The sequence below is a fragment of the Xanthomonas sp. SI genome, assembly GCF_014236855.1.
GTDB lineage: Bacteria > Pseudomonadota > Gammaproteobacteria > Xanthomonadales > Xanthomonadaceae > Xanthomonas_A.
The window spans coordinates 3907773-3926249 of record NZ_CP051261.1 but is presented as its reverse complement, the minus strand read 5'-3'; the positions used below and the strand labels follow the sequence as shown (position 1 = coordinate 3926249).

General features: G+C 69.9%; 14 protein-coding genes. 2 read left to right on the top strand and 12 right to left on the bottom strand.

Annotation, left to right across the window (positions count from 1 at the left end):
* The first annotated feature begins 40 nt into the window (after nucleotides 1-40).
* On the top strand, nucleotides 41-607 hold the full coding sequence (locus HEP75_RS16490) for a hypothetical protein (RefSeq protein ID WP_185824251.1): 567 nt from the start codon (nucleotides 41-43) through the stop codon (nucleotides 605-607).
* A 173-nt stretch (nucleotides 608-780) separates the two neighbouring features.
* On the opposite strand, the gene HEP75_RS16485 is transcribed toward HEP75_RS16490, so the two are convergent.
* The 6 genes from HEP75_RS16485 to HEP75_RS16460 form a co-directional block, all read right to left on the bottom strand.
* Nucleotides 781-1389 carry a glutathione binding-like protein gene (locus tag HEP75_RS16485; protein WP_185824250.1) on the bottom strand — a complete coding sequence of 203 codons (609 nt, stop codon included), beginning with the start codon at nucleotides 1387-1389 and terminating at the stop codon, nucleotides 781-783.
* A 77-nt stretch (nucleotides 1390-1466) separates the two neighbouring features.
* Nucleotides 1467-1928, bottom strand: a complete 462-nt coding sequence (locus HEP75_RS16480; protein ID WP_145701667.1) for a cell wall hydrolase — start codon at nucleotides 1926-1928, stop codon at nucleotides 1467-1469.
* A gap of 297 nt (nucleotides 1929-2225) precedes the next feature.
* The gene (locus tag HEP75_RS16475; protein WP_255423886.1) at nucleotides 2226-3560 is read right to left on the bottom strand and encodes a hypothetical protein; all 1335 of its coding nucleotides are present in this window, start codon (nucleotides 3558-3560) and stop codon (nucleotides 2226-2228) included.
* Between the two features lie 240 nt (nucleotides 3561-3800).
* Entirely contained in the window at nucleotides 3801-4949 is a 1149-nt protein-coding gene (locus HEP75_RS16470; protein WP_185824248.1) for a glycerophosphodiester phosphodiesterase family protein, read from the bottom strand.
* A gap of 215 nt (nucleotides 4950-5164) precedes the next feature.
* The gene (locus HEP75_RS16465) at nucleotides 5165-6079 is read right to left on the bottom strand and encodes a glycerophosphodiester phosphodiesterase family protein (protein ID WP_185824247.1); all 915 of its coding nucleotides are present in this window, start codon (nucleotides 6077-6079) and stop codon (nucleotides 5165-5167) included.
* 2 nt (nucleotides 6080-6081) lie between these two features.
* The gene (locus tag HEP75_RS16460; RefSeq protein ID WP_185824246.1) at nucleotides 6082-8583 is read right to left on the bottom strand and encodes a TonB-dependent receptor; all 2502 of its coding nucleotides are present in this window, start codon (nucleotides 8581-8583) and stop codon (nucleotides 6082-6084) included.
* Nucleotides 8584-8692: 109 nt separating this feature from the next.
* Between HEP75_RS16460 and HEP75_RS16455 the strand changes: the two genes are divergently transcribed.
* Nucleotides 8693-9814: an ROK family transcriptional regulator gene (locus HEP75_RS16455; RefSeq protein WP_185824245.1), complete on the top strand. Its 1122-nt coding sequence runs from the start codon at nucleotides 8693-8695 to the stop codon at nucleotides 9812-9814.
* Here HEP75_RS16455 and HEP75_RS16450 read toward each other — a convergent pair.
* From HEP75_RS16450 to HEP75_RS16425, 6 genes are all read right to left on the bottom strand, one after another.
* Complete coding sequence (locus tag HEP75_RS16450; protein ID WP_185824244.1) at nucleotides 9783-11102, bottom strand: MFS transporter; 1320 nt, start codon at nucleotides 11100-11102, stop codon at nucleotides 9783-9785. The genes HEP75_RS16455 and HEP75_RS16450 overlap by 32 nt on opposite strands.
* Nucleotides 11103-11197: 95 nt before the next feature.
* Complete coding sequence (locus HEP75_RS16445; RefSeq protein WP_185824243.1) at nucleotides 11198-13246, bottom strand: NADPH-dependent 2,4-dienoyl-CoA reductase; 2049 nt, start codon at nucleotides 13244-13246, stop codon at nucleotides 11198-11200.
* 517 nt (nucleotides 13247-13763) lie between these two features.
* Nucleotides 13764-14789, bottom strand: a complete 1026-nt coding sequence (locus HEP75_RS16440; protein ID WP_185824242.1) for a zinc-binding alcohol dehydrogenase family protein — start codon at nucleotides 14787-14789, stop codon at nucleotides 13764-13766.
* A 70-nt stretch (nucleotides 14790-14859) separates the two neighbouring features.
* Nucleotides 14860-15894 carry an aldo/keto reductase gene (locus HEP75_RS16435; RefSeq protein WP_185813711.1) on the bottom strand — a complete coding sequence of 345 codons (1035 nt, stop codon included), beginning with the start codon at nucleotides 15892-15894 and terminating at the stop codon, nucleotides 14860-14862.
* A 40-nt stretch (nucleotides 15895-15934) separates the two neighbouring features.
* Nucleotides 15935-17209 carry an SGNH/GDSL hydrolase family protein gene (locus tag HEP75_RS16430; protein ID WP_185824241.1) on the bottom strand — a complete coding sequence of 425 codons (1275 nt, stop codon included), beginning with the start codon at nucleotides 17207-17209 and terminating at the stop codon, nucleotides 15935-15937.
* Complete coding sequence (locus HEP75_RS16425) at nucleotides 17206-18444, bottom strand: MFS transporter (protein WP_185824240.1); 1239 nt, start codon at nucleotides 18442-18444, stop codon at nucleotides 17206-17208. Before HEP75_RS16425 ends, HEP75_RS16430 begins: the two co-directional genes overlap by 4 nt.
* Between the last annotated feature and the right edge of the window lie 33 nt (nucleotides 18445-18477).

The following is an 18477-nucleotide window of genomic DNA, read 5'->3' as shown; positions in this document are numbered from 1 at the left end:
GCCGGCTGCCGCTGACGCGCAACCACAGGGGAGGCGGTGAATGAGCGAGCGCTATGCCAAGACCGACGCCGGACGGCAGGAGATCGCGGACCGCGCGCGCCGGTTGCCGGCGCAACTGCGCTCGATCCTGCTGGTGGTGGATGGGCACAAGGACGACAGCGCGCTGCAGCAGATCGTCGCCGGCCTGCATGCGCCGCAAGACGCTCTGGCGCAGCTGCAGCAGATGGGCCTGATCGCCCGCGGCGGCGATGCGCCGGCCGCGCCTGCGCCTGCAACATCGCCATCGATATCGCCATCGGGCGCGCCGCCGGCCGCATCGGCGACGACGCTGGCCGACGCCATCCATTCGTCGGCCATTCCAGGCGACACGCCGGTATCGCACGAAGCGGCGCAGCGCTATTCGCATCTCTACGACGCGATGAGCGAAGCGGTGCGCAAGCATCTGGGGCTGAAGGGCTATTTCATGCAGTTGCGGATCGAGCGCTGCAGCGATGCCGCCGCGCTCGAAGCGCTGCTGCCGGAGTTCACCGCGGCACTGGGCAAGGCCAAGTCGCCAGCGCTGGCTGCGCGTTGGCTGCAGGATACGCTCGGCGGCGATCCGCAGTAGTCGAAGATCGAGCGCCGATGTCCATGTGCGATGGCGCAGAAGCGATGACCGCCGTTGTAGGAGCGGCTTCAGCCGCGACAGGTTCCATCGGATAAATCCTGTCGCGGCTGAAGCCGCTCCTACACGTTCGTTGCGTGCAAACCGAGCGATAGAACCGCGCTAACTGCGCCGCTTCAATTCAGGCCTTCGGCCTGCAGCGCCGCCTGTACTTGCGGATCGGCCGCCATGCGCGTGAAGAAGTCCTGCAGGTTGGCGCCCAGTTCGATCTTCAGCGCCTGCGCCCAGCGCAAGGTGACGAACAAATACGCATCTGCGATCGAACGCTGCGCGCCGGCGAGCCACGGCTGCGTCGCCAGTTGCGCGTCCACACGCGCGTACAGCGTGCGCAAGCGTTCGCGCGCATAGTCCTGCGTTCGCGCGATCACCGCCGCGTCCTCAAGGTAGCGCGTGCTGCCGAACAACGGATGGAAGGCGGGATGCAGGTCGGCGTTGAGGAAGGCGAGCCAGCGCTGCACTTCGGCGCGGCTGCGCGCGCTGCCATCGCCGGCCAGTTGTGCCGCCGGCGCGATATCGGCGATGTAGTTGAGGATCGCCGAGTTCTGGGTCAGCACCCAAGCGTCCACCTGCAGCGCGGGCACCGCGCCGGCGGGATTGATCGCCAGATAGGCCGGTGCCTTCATCGACGCGGCGTCGAGCACTTCCAGTTCGAACGGCAGTTGCGCCCAGCGCAGCGCGATATGGTCGGCCAGCGAGCAGGCACCGGGCTTGGCATACAGTTTCATTGCAGACTCCGCACGAACAAAGGGCCGGGAAGCGTACCCGGCCCTGCGTGCGCTTGGCGATAGCGCCGTGCAGCCGGTCAGGACGCGTTGCGCGGCCGCAGCTTCTGCACGCGGTAGAACGTGTGGTCGCCGATCGTCGCCACCTGGTAGGCGTTGCGCCAGCTCGGGCTGGCGATCGCATGCGCGGCGAAGTGGCTGGCGCCGGGCACGATCTCCTTGCGCTGGCCCTGCGGCAGCGCCCAGTTGCGCTCGGCGGCGAAGGCGACGTTGACCGCATCGGCCCAGGCGTCGTCGTTCTTCAGTTCGGTGCCGGGTTTCACCAGGCCCGGCGCGAACTGTTTGCGCGCGGTGACCACCTGGCACATCGAGTTGCCCCACAGGCCGCTGTCCAGACGCCGCAGCGCCACTTCGGCGACCGCCTGCTGGCCGCGCAGCGTCTGGTCGCGCGCTTCCAGATAGACGGTGGTGCTCAAACACAACGAATCGGCGGCGGGTTGCGGCAGCAGTTGCGACAGCCAGAGGATCCAGGCCAGTTTCATATAACTCCTTGCTCCGTATGGGCCGTCATCGGGGCTGCGCCGGGTGGCGCGGCAAGGCGATGCGGCTTGGCGTCATGGGGAGGCGGCCTGTCACGGGTCGCCCGGGTGCCGGCGCAATCTGGAGGCCGGCGGATCCACCAAGATGGGTGGATCGGAAGTGGCGCGCACAATAGGCGCCGCTTCCCCAATCGCAACTGAACCCCGATTGTTGACAGAGTTCACGATCCGTGTGGCGCGCGCGGCGCGTGGCGCCGCGCGCGGAGGTATCGAAGCGTGGTGGATCCGCTGCAACGAGACTCAGGGAAACTGACCGCGCTGCATCAGCATCGCGTAGACCTTCACCACCGGATCGCGATGTCCGGCCAATTGCGCGAGCCGTTGCGCGCGGTCGGGCCAGCGCTGCATCTGCGCGGCGACCACGTGCAGATCGCCGAACCAGGTGTCGTGGTCCTGCGCGTAGTAGGGACCGGACAGCAACGACGCCATCAGCGCGACGCCGCGATCGCGCGACGTACCGCTCGGCGCATATTCCAGATAGCGCAGCAGTTCGCGCAGCCGTGCACGCTGCACGCGGCCGCTGCCGTCGCCTGCCGCGGTTTGCTGCAGTACGCCATGGTCGAGCTGGTCGAGGAATTCGGCGGAGGCTTTTTCCAGCGCAGGGTCGTCCGCAGCGGCGTCGGGCAGCAGCAGTTGCGTGCGCATGTTGTAGCCAGCCTCGCGGATCAACGAGATCGCCTCGTCGTCGATCGATTCCTGCGCCACCGGCGGTGCCGGCGGGATGCGTTCGTCCGGCAGTTCGGCGACGAAACGCTGTTCGAGCAGCCAGTGGTTGCCGAGCAGGCTCGCCGGGCAACGCGCCTGCTCCAGATGCGCCGCGACATAAGTGCGATACGCCGCATGCAGCCGCTCGCGCAGCGCCGCGTCCTGCAGCCATTGCAGCAGCAGCGGCATGTCCGCGGCGACGCTCAGTTCGGTGGCGGTGAAGCCCGGATCGTTGCCGCGGATGCGCGCGAACATGCGCACCAGGCTGTCGGCGACCTGGGCCTGGCCGTTGCGCTCCAGCGTCGTGCTGGCGAGCACCATCTTCAGCGCCGGCGCCACGTCGGTTTCCCGTTGCGCCTTGTCCACGCGCTCGGCAAGCGACGCCGCCTGCGGCGCGGCCTGGGCGGGCTGCAGTGCGGTCGCCAGCGCGTAGGTGGGGCTGGGATCGTCGATCAGCTCGGCATCGCAGCCGGCGGCCTGCGGCGTCGGCAGCGCCGCGAACAACGCGGTCGCCTGTGCGGGAGACGTCGCGAGAATGCGCGCAGCGCGCGTTTGCAGCGACAGCCGGTCCAGGCCGGCGGTGTTGGTGTCGCGCAACTCGTTGTTGTGCTCTTCGCTGGCATAGCCGGCGCTGGCCAGGCCGGGCATGCGCCGCATCGCGCGTTCTGCCAGAACCGAGGCCTGTTGCGCCAGGCGCATCGCGGCGTCGCGGCGATCGCCGCCGGCCGTCGACGGCAGGTCCTTGGCGTCGGCGATGCGCAACAACGTATCGGCCTGGAAATCGGCCGGTAGCGCCTGCGCCGCGGCAATGACCTCGCGCGCCGATGGGCCGGGCACGGTGTCGGTGGAAGACGGTGATGCGGACGGCATGTCGGTCGCAGAGGCGGCGCGCTGCGCGGATGCCGGCGCGGCGGCTGGCGCCGTTGCGGCGCGGGCGCCTTCCGCGGTCGCTGCGCGTTGCAACAGGAGCCAGCTCACGCCGGCGACGAGCAGCAGGACAAACAGGTGACGGAGACGTAGACGGTGAACGGGACGCATAGCGGATGCTTCCTGGGTGGAGAGTGCAGCGGGAAGCCGGGGAGCGAACTCCCCGGCCGGATCATGCCGCGATCACTCGTAGCGCGAGGTGTTACGGAAAATGTGCGAACGGGTGATGCTGAGCGGGTCGTCGCTGATGATGCTGGTGAAGCCGGACAACGCCTGCAAGCCGAAGTCGGAGCGGTCGTCGGCGACTTCGTTGCCGAAGTACTTGGTGCGCGTCAGGTAGTCGCTCAACGCCGCGCAGCAGGTCCCGTTGCTGCGCACGTAGTGCTGGCCGTCGTGGCTGCCGAGGCGGTACTCGGGCACCGGCGAGAACGCACCGAGCGCGCGGTGATTGGCCTGCTCGCCGGCCAGCAGTTCGGCAGTCGGGTCGCTGCGGCGCGGTTGCTTGTTGCCGATTTCCAGCCAGGCGAAGCCTTTCTCGCCGCGGGCCTGGTCGATCCACGCATTGACGCGGCAGAACGGCGTGTTGGTGCTGGTCGTTCCGCATCGGCCGGTATAGCCGCCGTCGGCGAGCCTGTCCATGTCGCCAGCGTAGACGGTCGGTGCGAACGCCACGCCCTTGGTGTAACGGGTGATGTCGCTAGGCGTGCGCGGCAGCAGCGAGGCGCTGAACTTCAGTACCACCTGGTTCTGCATGCCCAAGTAGAGGGCCAGGTCTGCTGCACGCGACACCGCGTCCAGGGTCTTCAGGTCCAGCACCACGACCATGTGATTGGCGTAGTGGTGCACGGCATCCAATGCGTTGGCCAGCGGCAGCGGGCGGTAGTTGGTCTTGGCGAAGTCCTTGTCGCGCAGGAACGAATTGACCAACTCGTGGCTGGTCATGGTGCGGATGTCCGGATTCCAGCCGTTGCCCGGCTGGAAGATGTTGAAGGCAGGCGAATGCGCGATCACGCGGCCGGCGTTCTGGTCGTGGAACAACCACGGCTGCCCGTCGGAGGACTGCTTGACGTCCAGTTCGATCGCTTCGATGTTGTTGTTGTAGGTGTTGAGGATGGAGCAGGTGGAATTTTCCGGGCAGCCGTTGCCGACCAGGCCGCGATGCGCGATCACCGCGACGCTGGCGCGGCTGCCCTGGTAGGGGCTTTTCATGGTGTTGAGGATGTGGGCTGGATTCCAGTTCTCGGCCGCCGAGGCGAGGCCGGACAACACGGTCAGCGAGGCGCAGGCCAATACGAGCGATAAGGTCTTGAAGCGTTTCTTGGACGATTTCATGTGTTTCCCGTTGGGATTGGATGGATGTATGTGGAACAGGCGCAACGACGCCGACGGCGACCAACCGTGTGGGCTCGACCGTCGCGGCGAATCGCTCGGAACGACGGCTGCGCCGTCCATTGGCGCGATCCGGCTGCATGCCGACCGTCTGGGGCTTGGTTCCTCGCGACGCGTTGCGACTGTCGCTGCGCCGCGAGGATTGAGATCGACGACGGCTACCGGTGCATGTCCGATTCGCGCAAGTAGCGTTGCAATGCCAATGGCTCGTCGGTCTGGATCATGCTCACCCCATGCGCGCGCAGCGCGCCCCAGACGCTGGCCGGATCGCGCAGCGCGCGCTGGTCGGTGTAGTTCGCCGACAGCCGCATCGGCCGGCCGCTGGCGATGTCGTTGGTCATCGTGTTGACGAACAGGCGCGTGCTTGGCGCCAGTTCGCGTTGGGCGATATCCAGCACCGCCGGATCCTCGAACATCAACTGCACCACCGCCGGACGCAGCGCGGCGGCTTGGCGCAGCGCCTGTTGCGGCGACAGCGCGGTGTCGCGTTGCAGGTACAGCACCTGCAACGCGATGCCGGCCGCGTGCGCGCGTTGCAGCGCGGCCTGCGGCACGTCCAGCGGCACGTTCAACAGCACGTCGCGCTGCGCACCGGCCGCCTCGACCACGTCCATGACCTGGTCCAGCGCAGCGGCCTTGACGTCCAGGTTCACCAGTACCCGGCCGCGCGCCGCGGCCAGCGCCTGTGCCAGCGTCGGCGGGTGGCGCTCGGTCAGGGTGCTTCTGCGGCCGCCGCCGCGGCTGCGCACGCGCAACGCGGCGATCTGCGCCGCGTCCAGCTCGGCCACCGCGCCATGGCCGTCGGTGGTGCGATCCACGCGCTCGTCGTGCATCAGCACCAGCTTGCCGTCGCGGGTGGTGCGCACGTCGACCTCGACCATGTCCACGCCGTGTGCGATGCACGCGGCGATACCATCGAGGGTGTTCTCCGAGGCGAACTTCCAGCATGCGCGGTGCGACACCACCAGCGCATCGCCATGCGGATCGCGCAGGCGCTGCGGCAAATCCGTCGCCGTCGCGGTCATCAGCGGCAGCCAGATCGCCGCGCCCATCAGCAGTTTGCGGTAGCACATGCTCACCACCGCCAGGTCAGCGACGCGTTGTAGTTGCGGCCGAAGATCGGACGCGCATAGATCGCCTCGGCGGTGCCTTGCCCGGACAGCGTGTCCACCCGTGCGTTGCCTTCGGTCAGGCCGGCGCTGTTGTCGACGTTGGCCGCATGCAGCTGCAGTTCCAGGTTGTCGCTGAGGCGGGCGAACAGGCCCAGGTCGTAGGTGGTGTAGGCCGGCAGCGCGGTGGCGTTGGTGTAGTCGACGTAGCGCTGGCCCATGCGGTAGGCGGTAGCCGACAGTTCGAGCGGACGCCCGGCGATGTCGAAGTACAGGGTCGGGCTGAGCGAGGCCATGAACTTGGGGATGCGCGAGATCTGCTTGCCGTCCAGGTCGCCGTAGCTGGCGCCGGTGCTGGCGTTGCTCAGGCTGCGGGTTTGCGGATCCTGCAGCGTCACCGAGCCGGTCATGCCGAAGTAGGCAGACGGGCGCCAGGTGAACTCCGACTCCAGGCCGAAGGTCTGGGTCTGGCCGACCAGGGCCAGGGTCTGCACCGCCCCGGCGTCGTCGAGCACGATCGCGCTGATCGACAGATCGTTGAAGCGGCTCCAGAAACCGACGGTGGAGAACGAGAAGGTGTCGCCGAAGGCGCCGCGCAGGCCGGCCTCGGCCTGATCGATGTCGGTGACCGCCGCGTTCTGCGTCTGGTACACGTTCTGCAGCCGCGGCAGGCGCTGCGACTTGGTGTAGCGGGCGAAGGTCTGCAACTGCGTGGTCAGCGCGAACTCGGCGCCGAGCGTCCATTGCGTGGCATGGCGGCGGTCCTCGCGCGCGCTGAACGCGCCGCTGAGGCCGCCGGCGCTGTCGTCGGCCAGGGTGCCGGCATCGCCCAGGTTGCGTGTGGTGTTGGCGTACACGCCGCCGTCGGCGCTGTAGCGGGTGTAGCGCACGCCGGCGTCCACGCCGAAGCGGCCGAAGCGCACCGAATCCCACAGGTACGGCGACAGGTAGGTGCCATTGGCGAAGCCGCGGGTGACGCCGTTGCCGTAGCGCACGAAGCCGTTCTGGGTGACCGAGCCGACCACGTTGCCGGCCGCGTCGTAGGCCAGCACGTCCAGGCGCTGCGCATTGTTCTGCAACGTGGTCAGCACGGTGCTCTGCAGGCGGTCCTGGGCATATTCGAAGTGCTGCACGTTCACGCCGGCGGTGAGCGTGTGCTGGCCGAGCGCCGAGTCGCCGAACGCCTTGCTCAGGCGCAGATCGTCGGACAGCGTGCGCAGGTGGGTGCGCGCGTTCCACAGGCCGCTTTCCAGCACCAGCCCATCGGCGCCGGCCGGATCGTAGACGGCGCCGTCGCCGCTGCTGACGTAGCCGACGCGGGCCACGCGGTTGCCGAAGCCGGTGCGCGCGCGGCCGAGCTGGGTGGACAGGTAGGCGGCGGCATCGGCGGGCGCGGCGCCGGAGAACAGCGCGGTGTAGTCCACCTCGGCATCGACGAAGCGCATGCGATTGTTCAGGGTCAGGCCGTCGTCCAGGTTCCACTCCAGGTGGGTGCCGAGTTGCTTGACCTTGTTGTGGATGCCGTCGGCCAGATCCAGGTTGCGGGAAATGCGGCGGTTGCCGTCGAAGGTCGGCACCGTGGTCCGGCGCAGGTCGTTGGACAGCAGGGTGCCGTCCAGCGGGTCGAGCAGCGCCGACAGCGACTGCGACGGGTTGCGCGGGTCGTCCAGCGGGATCGGGTTGTAGAACGCGGTGCGGTCGTCGAGGTACTTGGCGTCCACGTCGAGGATCGCATCGCCCATCAGGAAGGTCAGGTTGCCGCGCACCTGGCCGCCCTTGTCGGCGGTGTAGCCGGTCTCGCGCAGGCCGTCGTCGCTGCGGTGGTAGCCGCCGATGCTGTACAGCACGTTCTCGCTCAGCGGGCCGGAGCTGTAGGCGTCCTCGCGGCGCAGGCCGTCGCTGCCGACGCTCATGCGTGCCGCGCCCTCGGGCGTGGCGGTGCCGTGGCGGGTGATGGCGTTGACCGTGCCGCCCGGCGCGTTGGTCGCGAACAGCGGCGAGGTGCCGCCGCGCACCACTTCCAGGCGCTCGGTCATCATGTCCAGGGAGAACAGCGTATCGACGTTGAAGAAGCTTTCCTGCGGCTCGTCGAACAGGGTCATGCCGTCTTCCTGGTACTGCACGTAGTACCAGCCGCCGGCGGGCAGGCCGCGCACGTACAGGTTCTGGCCGCCGCCCTGGCCGCCGGAGGGCTCGGCCGAGAAGCCGGGCACGGCGCGCAGCATGTCGACGCTGCTGCTCGGCGCCGCGCGATCCAGGCGTTGCTTCGACACCACGCTGATCGCGAACGGCGCGTCCTTCTGCGACTGGCCCTGCGGGGTGCCGGTGACGACGATCTGATCCAGCGTGGTGGTGGCGTCAGCGGCGGCGGGGGCCTGTGGCGGCTCCTGGGCCTTGGCTGCGCTGGCGGCAAGAACGGAAGACAGCGCCAGCGCGAGCAGGCTCTGGTGTGGATGGTTGGTACGCATGGAACTCCCCCAGTTAAAGTATGTGGGGGTAATACTATTTACCATGTATGAAACTTATGTGTCCACATGCTAGCGTTGCGGCACATCCACTTCTGGTCCGCGCCGTCCCATGCTCCATGCCGATTTCCCGCCGCGCGTCAGCGCCGGCGGCCGCCAGTTGCTCGACCGTGTGTTCAAGGCCGGGGTGCAGACCCAGGCGGTGCTGAGTCGCGAGCTGGGCCTGTCGCAGCCCACGGTCGCGCGCCTGCTGCAGGGCTTCGTGCAGGACAGGATGGTGCAGCTCAGCGCGCGCGCTGCCGGCGGGCGCGGCAACCCCAGCGTCGATGTGCGCCTGTCGCCGGACTACGCCTACGCGTTAGGCATCGGCCTGATGGGCGACGTGGTGGCGATGGCGCTGGTCGATTTCGCCGGCGCGGTGCGCGGCCAGCGCCGCGTCGGCCTGGCCGACATGCGGCGCGCCCCGGTGCTGGCGCAGTTGCTGCGGTTCCGCGAGGAACTGCTGGCCGAAACCGGCGTGGATCCGGCGCGGGTGGTCGGCGCGGGCATGGCGATCTCGGCCTTCTTCACCGGTCAGGGCCAGCAGATGGCCGGGCCGCCGGCGCTGGAAGACTGGACCCAGGTCGAGCTGGGGCCGATCCTGGAAGAGGCGCTGGGCTGCGCGGTCACGGTGGAGAACGACGGCGCGGCGGCGGCGGTGGCCGAGAGCCTGTACGGGGTCGGCCGCGACTGCCGCGACTTCGCCTATCTGCACCTGACCAACGGCTTCGGCGGCGGCATCATCGCCGACGGCAGGCTGTTCCGCGGCCATCGCGGCAACGCCGGCGAGTTCGGCGGCATCTGGACCGTCGCCGGCATGGCCTATCCGAACCTGGACGCCTTGCTGGCCCTGGTGCGCGCGGCCGGGCAGGGCTACGCCGGCGTCGAGCAGATGCTGGCCGACATCGGCCCGCACAGCCCGGGCGTGGACGCCTGGCTGGAGCTGGCCGCAGCGCCGTTCTCGCAGCTGTGCGCGTACCTGGCCTACACCCTGGATCCGCAGGCGATCGTCATCGGCGGACGCCTGCCGGCGCCGATCGGCGAACGCCTGATCGAACGCATCCGCATCCCGCGCGCACCCAACCGGCATGGGCTGGCGCCGCCGCTGCCGGAACTGCGCATCGCCGGTGCCGCCGGCGACGCGGTGACCCTGGGCGCGGCGCTCATGCCATTGCAGCGAGCTTTCTTCGTCTGAGCGGGCGGCGCCCGGCCAGCAGCGCCAACAGCAGGCACAGCGCGCCGCAGGCCAGTGGACCAGCCGCCATCGCCCAGCGCAGCAGCTGGCAATGGCTCTCGCGGTAATCCACCGCGCCCAGCAACAGACCGATCACGGCGATGCCGGCGGCCAGCGCCACCTGCGCGCTGGCCACCAGCGCGGCAAAGCACAGCGCGTGCTGGGCGACCCCGCGCTCGGCGGTCAGCTGCGCGTGCCAGGCCCAGACGAGCTGGCCGCTGCTGCCGCCGATCGCGCCGATCCATGCTGCCGCCAGCAGGCTCAGCTGCGGCCGTGCCGGCAGCGCCAGCGCGAACAGCGGCGCGCTCAGCAGCAGTGCCGTGCCGAGCCAGGCCAGCCGTTGTTGCGGCGAATGCCGCCGGCCCAACCGCGCCGCCAGCGGTTGCACCAGCACCGACCCCAGCGCATAGGCGATCAGCACCGCGCTGCCCCAGCCTGGCGACAGCAGGCCGTAGGCGGCCACGTACGGCGCCAGTTTGGTGAAGGCGGGCAGGGTCAACGAGATCGCGGCGATCAGCAGCAGCGGTTGCCAGGGAATCGCGCGCCAGTACGGCGCCGGCTCGGGGCACGTCGGCGCGCCGGGGGTGGCGCACGGAAGCGGCGCGCCACCTCGCGTTAGTACGCGTCGCAGCTGCCATGCGCACACCACAGCCACTGCGGCCAACAGGGCGCTGGCCTGCAGTGCGAAGGCCGCGCCGCCGGCGCCCCGCGCCAGCATCGCGCCAACCATCGCGCTGATCAGCAGCGCCGCGATGCCGCTGCCGGCCAGTCGCAACGCGCTGGCACCGTCGTGACCGCGCCATGGCCAACGCACCAGGCTCAGCAAGGTGTTCTGCGCTACGTCGCAGACGGCGTAGGCGATGCGGAACAGCAGGCTGAGCACCAGCACGTAGCCCAGCCGCAGCGGCGCCGGCAGCAGCGGCGCGGCGAACACCAGCAGCAGCGCCAGCGCCGCTGCGCTCAGGCCGAGCCATTGCAGGTGCCCGCTGCTGGTCACCTCGCGCAAGCGCCGGCGCAAGCTCCAGCCGGCGCCGAGACCGATCGCTGCGCTGACCAGCAGGCCCAGCGCCAGCACCAGTCCGGCGGCGGCCGCGCCCAGTCCGGTGTGTTCGGTCAACGAATAGATCAGCAGCAGTTCGCTGGCGTACCACAGCAGGCTCTTGCCGAAATGCGCGCAGGCATACGCCGCCAGCGCGGTGCGCGGCAGCGATGGCTGGGTCTGTAGCGGAGCGGGCGAGGTCCGTTGCATCCCCGGCGTTATAGCGTCGCGATGCGACAGCACCAAGTCGGCCGTGCCGAGCGCTGCCTGCCGGGATCGCTGCCGCCGCAGCGCGGCACGCTTGCCTACAACTGCGCCGCCAGGCGGCTGCCCTGGGCGATGGCGCGCTTGGCATCCAGTTCCGCGGCGATGTCGGCGCCGCCGATCAGGTGCGGCTTGCGGCCGGCCGCCTGCAGCGCAGCGTGCAGGTCGCGGCGCGGCTCCTGCCCGGCGCAGACCACCACGGTGCCGACCGGCAGCAACTGCTCGGCGCCGTCCACGCGGATGCGCAGGCCGGTATCGTCCATGCCCAGGTACTCGACACCGCCGAGCATGGTCACGCCCTTGGCCTTGAGCGTGGCGCGGTGGATCCAGCCGGTGGTCTTGCCCAGGCGCGCGCCGGGACGGCCGGCACTGCGCTGCAGCAACCACACCTTGCGTGCCGGCGCTTCCGGCTGCGGCTTGCGCAACGCGCCGCGCGCCTCGAACTGCGGATCCACGCCCCATTCGGCCATCCACCGCGCCGGGTCCAGCGCGGTCGAGACGCCGGCATGCACCAGGAACTCGCCGACGTCGAAACCGATGCCGCCGGCGCCGATGATCGCGACCGTGTCCGCCGCCTGCACCCGGCCCTGCAGCACATCGAGATAACTGACCACGTTGGGGTGATCGGCGCCGGGGAAATCCACCGCGCGCGGCACGATGCCGGTGGCCAGCACCACCTCGTCGAAATCGGCCAGCAGCGCCGCATCGGCCGTGATGTGCAGGCGCACCTCCACGCCGGTGGCCTCGAGCTGGTGGCGGAAATAGCGCAGCGTCTCGTGGAATTCTTCCTTGCCGGGAATGCGCTTGGCCACGTTGAACTGGCCCCCGATCTCCGCGGCGCTGTCGAACAGGGTGACGCGGTGGCCGCGTTCGGCGGCGACCGTGGCGCAGGCCAGTCCGGCCGGGCCGGCACCGACCACGGCGACGCGCTTGGGCGCCGTCGTGGGCAGGTAGTTCAGTTCGGTCTCGGCCGCGGCGCGCGGATTGACCAGGCAGCTGGCGGTCTTGTTCTCGAACACATGGTCCAGGCACGCCTGGTTGCAGGCGATGCAGGTGTTGATCGCCTGCGCCTGGCCGCGCCGCGCCTTGTTCGGCCATTGCGGATCGGCCAGCAGCGGACGCGCCAGCGACACCATGTCGGCGCCGCCGCCGGCGAGGATGCGCTCGGCCACGTCGGGCATGTTGATGCGGTTGGTGGCGATCAGCGGCACCCGCACGTACGGCTTGAGCTTGGCGGTGACGCCGGCGAACGCGGCGCGCGGCACCGAGGTGGCGATGGTCGGCACGCGCGCCTCGTGCCAGCCGATGCCGGAGTTGATCAGCGTCGCGCCGGCGGCTTCGATCGCCTGCGCCTGCGCCACGATCTCCTGCCAGTCGCTGCCGTCCTCGACCAAGTCCACCAGCGACAGCCGGTAGATGATGATGAAGTCCGGCCCGCAGGCCTCGCGGATCCGGCGCACGATCTCCACCGCGAAGCGCATGCGCTTGCTCGCGTCGCCGCCCCAGGCATCGTCGCGGCGATTGCTGCGCGGGGCCACGAATTCGTTGATCAGATAGCCTTCCGAGCCCATCACTTCGACGCCGTCGTAGCCGGCCTCACGCGCCAGCCGCGCGGCACGCGCATAGGCGCCAATCTGGCGCTCGACCCCGCGTGCGGACAGGGCGCGCGGCGTGAACGGGTTGATCGGCGCCTTCAGCTTCGACGGTGCCACCGACAGCGGGTGGTAGGCGTAGCGTCCGGCATGCAGCAGCTGCAGGCATATCTTGGCGCCGTGCGCATGCACCGCGGCGGTCACCTGCCGGTGCGGGCGCACTTCCCACGGCCAGGACAGCTTGCCGCCGAACGGCTTCAGCCAGCCGACCACGTTCGGGGCGAAGCCGCCGGTGACGATCAGTCCGGCGCCGCCTGCGGCGCGCTCGGCGAAGTACGCGGCCAGTTTGGGGAAGTCGCGCGCGCGATCCTCCAGGCCGGTGTGCATCGAGCCCATCAGTACCCGGTTGCGCAGCTGGGTGAAGCCCAGGTCGAGCGGGGCGAACAGGTGCGGGTAGGCGGGGGAGGACGGGTCGGGCTGGCCGGAGGCGGGCGACATGGTTTGGATACGCTGGCGTACGGAAGCGCGCAGGGTGACGTGAAACCTGGGCTACGGCAAGAGGGGCGTTGCCTTACCGTTACCTTTGTCGTTGTCGTTGTCGTTGTCTTGGTTCTGGCGCTGGGACTTTGAAGCTTTGAAGCAAGAACAAGAGCTTCCGCTGGCGCGGGTCACTTTTCTTTGCTTGTGCAAAGAAAAGTAACCAAAAGAAAGCACACCCCGCAGCGCGCCTTCCGCGCTGCGCGCTCCAGGTCCGCAGCCCCAACGGGCATTTTTCGATGGCACATCCATGTGCCAACGAAAAACGTCGCGCATCCTGCGCGCCGCCCTTCGGGTATTTGCCCGTCGGGGCTACCGCGCCGAGGGGGCCCGGTAGGTCAAAAGCAAAGCAAAGGCGAAAGCAACGGCAACAGCAGAAGCAACAGCGGAGCTGGCGCGCGTTCTATGGAGCGGCCAATACCGCCGCGCGCAAAGCAGGGCGGTCGCGCCCGTGCCCTGATCGAACTGCGGCTGCAGCTCAGCCCCAGCCGGCCAGCGCCAGCTTGCCGATGGTGCTGCCTGATTCCAGCCGCCGATGTGCCTCGCGCAGGTTGGCCGCGTCGATCGGTGCCAGGGTCTCGGTCAGGGTGGTGCGTAACGCGCCGGCGTCGATCAGGCTGGCGGTGCGCGCCAGGATGCGGTGCTGCTCGATCATGTCGGCGGTCTTGAAGCGCGCGCGCGCGAACATCATTTCCCAGTGGATACCGATGCACTTGGCCTTGTATGGATCGCCGATGCGCAGTGCGCCGGCCGGTTCCACGATCAGGCCGACGTGACCCTGCGGCGCGATCAGTTCGCCGAGCGCGTCCCAGTAGCGATCGGTGTCGGCCAGGTTCAGTGCCGCATCCACCTGTTCGATGCCCAGCGCCTGCAGCTGCGGCGCCAACGGCTGGCGATGGTCGATCACGTGCTGCGCGCCCAGTTGCAGGCACCAGTCGCGGGTCTGCTGGCGCGAGGCGGTGGCGATGACCTCGAAGCCGGCGTGCCGCGCCAGCTGGATCGCGATCGAGCCGACGCCGCCGGCGCCGCCGATCACCAACAGCCGGCGGCCGCGGTTGCGCTCGTCGTCGAAGTCGAACGGCATGCGCTGGAACAGCAGTTCCCAGGCGGTCAGCGTGGTCAGCGGCAGCGCCGCGGCCTGCGCGAAATCCAGCGTCGCCGGCTTGCGCGCGACGATGCGCGCGTCGACCAACTGGTACTGCGCATTGCTGCCGGAACGGGTGATGTCGCCGGCGTAATAGACTTCGTCGCCGGGTTCGAAGCCCTCGACATCGGCACCGACCGCCTCGACCACGCCGGCCGCGTCGTAGCCCAGCACCTTGGGCTGCGCTTCCACCTGCGGCTTGGGCGCGCGCACCTTGGTGTCGACCGGATTGACCGAAACGGCTTCCACCCGCACCAGCAGGTCGAAGCCGGTGGGGGTGGGCGGGGTGGGCAGGTCTGTATCGAACAGCGACTGCGGATCGTCGATCGGCAGGTAGCGGGTCAGGGCGACGGCTTTCATGGTGTCTCCAGGAGTGCGGAATCGATGGTCGGAGTGCGTGGCGGTTGCTGCGGCGTGCGGCGTGTTCGGCTCACACCGGCCGCGGATTGCGCTCGGCGAAGCCGCGCTGATGCCAGTACGGATACGGCGGCACCACCGCGCTGGCCGCGTCCAGCCGTTGCACCTGCGCGGCGTCGAGATTCCAGCCGACCGCGCCCAGGTTCTGCCGCAACTGTTCCTCGTTGCGCGCGCCGATGATGACGCTGCTCACCGTGGGCCGCTGCAGCAGCCAGTTCAGCGCGATCTGCGGCACGCTCTTGCCGGTCTCGGCGGCGATCGCGTCGAGTGCGTCGATCACCCGGTACAGGCGCTCGTCCTCCACCGGCGGGCCGGCCTCGGTGACCTTGCTGTTGTGCAGGCGGCTGCTGTCCGGCAGCGGCTGGCCGCGGCGGATCTTGCCGGTCAGCCGGCCCCAGCCCAACGGACTCCACACCACCGCGCCGACGCCCTGGTCCAGCCCCAGCGGCATCAGCTCTTCCTCGTAGTCGCGGCCGATCAGCGAGTAGTAGGTCTGATTGGCGACGTAGCGCGACCAGCCGTAGCGATCCGCCACCGCCAGCGACTTCATCAGGTGCCAGCCGGAGAAATTGGACACGCCCAGATAGCGGATCTTGCCGGCCCGGACCAGGTCGTCGAGCGTGGACAGGGTTTCTTCCACCGGTGTCTTCGCGTCGAAGCCGTGCAACTGGAACAGGTCGATGTAGTCGGTGTCCAGGCGCTTGAGCGCGGCGTCGACCGCGCGCAGCAGGTGGAAGCGCGAGGAGCCGGCGCTGTTCGGAGCGTCGGGGTCGAAGCGGAAGGTGGCCTTGGTCGAGATCAGCACCTGGTCGCGGCGGCCCTTGATCGCCGCGCCCAGCACCGATTCGGCGGCGCCGCCGGAATAGATGTCGGCGCTGTCGAACAGGTTGACCCCGGCCTCCAGGCAGATGTCGATCAGGCGCCGCGCCTGGTCCACGTCCGAATTGCCCCAGGCGGCGAAGAACTCGTTCGAGCCGGCGAAGGTGCCGGTGCCGAAGCTGAGCACGGGGACCTTGAAGCCGGAGGCGCCGAGATGACGGTATTCCATGGTGGAGATTCCTTTGCGGGGGAACGGAAGGGAGGGGCGGTCAGCGTGGCGAGGCGGCGGCGCGATGCGTGTCGGCCGTGTTGCCGAGCACGCGCGCGGCGGCCTCGGCCATGGCGGCATAACCGGCATCGCCGGGGTGCAGGTGATCGCCGGAATCGAACGCGGGCAGCATGCGGGTGGGGTGCGCGGGGTCGCGGAGCAGGGCGTCGAAATCGATGATCGCATCGAAACCGTTGCCATCGCGTATCCACGCGTTGACCTGCTGGCGCACACGCTCCTTGTCTACGCTGTAGTAGCCGCGGATCGGCGTGTCCGGCAATGCGCCCTCGAACGGGGTCAGCGTTGCGCCGATCACGCGCAGACCGCGCGCCTGCGCACGCTGCAGCAGTTGCCGGTAGCCGGCGATCAGCTCCTGCGCGGAGACCGGCGCATCGTCCGGCGCGAACGGCGTGGCGTACCAACTGATGTCGTTGATGCCGATCAGCAGCACCAGCGTGCGTACCCCGGGCTGCGCCAGCACGTCGCGATCCAGCCGCGCCAGCGCATTGCTGCCCATGCGGTCGCGCAGCACGCGGCCGCCGGAGATGCCGGCGTTGAGCACCGCCACCCGCTGCGCCGCCAGCCGCGTGGCCAACTGGTCCGGCCAGCGCCGGTCGCCGCCCGGGGTGGACGCGGCGCCGTCGGTGATCGAATCGCCGAGCGCCACCACCGCGCCGGCGGCATCGGCGCGGCGCACCTGGATGCCGCTGACGAACAGCCGCACCGGCAGTGCCGTGGCATCGTCCAGCGCCGCATCCGCGGTGCGCTCGCCTGCGGCCAGCCAGGCGCTCTGCAGGCCTTCCCAATGGAAGGTGGACGGCGCGGTCGGCTGCGGCAGGTACAGGCTGACGCTGAGCCGGGCCAGGTCCGGCACGCTCAGCGCGACCGGATCGCTGAGCACCGGCGCGCCCGGCGGGATGGTCACCGCGCGCTGTCCGCCGAAGCGCAGTTCACGGTCCGAGCCGGGCACGATCGCCGCGCCGTCGCCGGCCAGCGCCAGATGCGCGGCGCCGATCTGCAGCGGCTCGCGGCCGTAGGCGTTGGACAGTTCCACCCGCACCGTCTCGCCGCCCAGGCTGATCCGCGCCACCTGGCGCACGGTCTGCCGCCACAGGTTGAACGGGGTCTGGGTCGGGAACGGGAAGTCGGCGGCCCACAGCGGCTGCGGGCTCGCCTGCCAGGTCGCGATCCAGTCGCGCTCGGCGGCGCCGGCCGGCAACGCGAGCGCGCCCAACAAGGTCGTGGCCAGTGCGGCTTGCCGCAGATGCCGGCTCATGCCGCGCCGCCCGCGGCGCAGGCCGCCGCCGGCGCAGGTTCGGATGCGGGCGCCAGCCGCAGCGCCAGCAGCGCCACCGCCAGGCCGGCCGCGGTGACCAGCGCCGCCGCCCAGGGCAAGTGCGCCAGGCTGCCGCCGTGGCCGATCACCAGTCCTCCGAGCCAGGCGCCCAGCGCGTTGCCCAGGTTGAACGCGCCGATGTTCAGGCTCGACGCCAGATGCCGCCCGGCGTCGCCGGCCTTGCCCAGCACCCACAGTTGCAGCGGCGCCACCGTGGCGAACGCGGCCACCCCGAGCAGGCCGACCCCCAGCGTCATCGCCGGCGCCGAGCGCAGCGCGAAGGCCAGCGCCGCCAGCACCAGCGCCAACAGGCCCAGGGTGAGCGGCAAGGCCTGTCGCGGATGGCGATCGGCCAGGCGTCCGCCGAACACGTTGCCGACGATCATGCCCACCCCGAACACCAGCAGCAGCGGCGACACCGCGCTGTCGGCCAGGCCGGTGACCCGGGTCAGGAGCGGCTGGATGTAGGTGTAGACGGTGAACACGCCGGCATAGCCGAGCACGGTCGTCGCCAGCCCCAGCAGCACCGGCGCGCGGCCGACCGCGCGCAGTTCGTCGCGCAGCGGCAGGGTGGGAGCGGCGTCGTCGCTGGCCGGGACCAGCGCGGCGATCACCACGGTGGCCAGCAGGCCGATCGCCGCCACCGCCCAGAACGTCGCGCGCCAGCCGTACTGCAGGCCCAGCCAGGCGCCGGCCGGCACACCCAGCAGAGTGGCGACGGTGAGCCCGGTGAACATGGTGGCGATCGCCGAGGCCTTGCGCTGCGGCGCCACCAGGCCGGTGGCGACTACCGCGCCGACGCCGAAGAAGGTGCCGTGCGCCAGCGAGGTGACCACCCGCGCCGCCATCAGCGTGGCGTAGTCCGGCGCCAGCGCGCAGGCCAGGTTGCCGGCGGTGAACACCAGCATCAGCGCCACCAGCACCCGCTTGCGCGGCCAGCGCCGGCTGGCCACGGTCAGCAGCGGCGCGCCGACGAACACGCCCAGCGCATAGCCGGAGATCAGCAGCCCGGCGGCGGGGACGCTGACCTGCAGGTCGGCAGCGACCTGCAGCAGCAGGCCCATGATCACGAACTCGGTTGTGCCGATGCCGAATGCGCCGGCGGTCAGCGCGAACAGGGCGAGCGGTAGCCGCGGCGGCGCGGCGCCTGGCGGAGGTGCGGGAAGCGAGGCCATGACGGCTCCGGAAGACGGGACGGAGCACAGCCT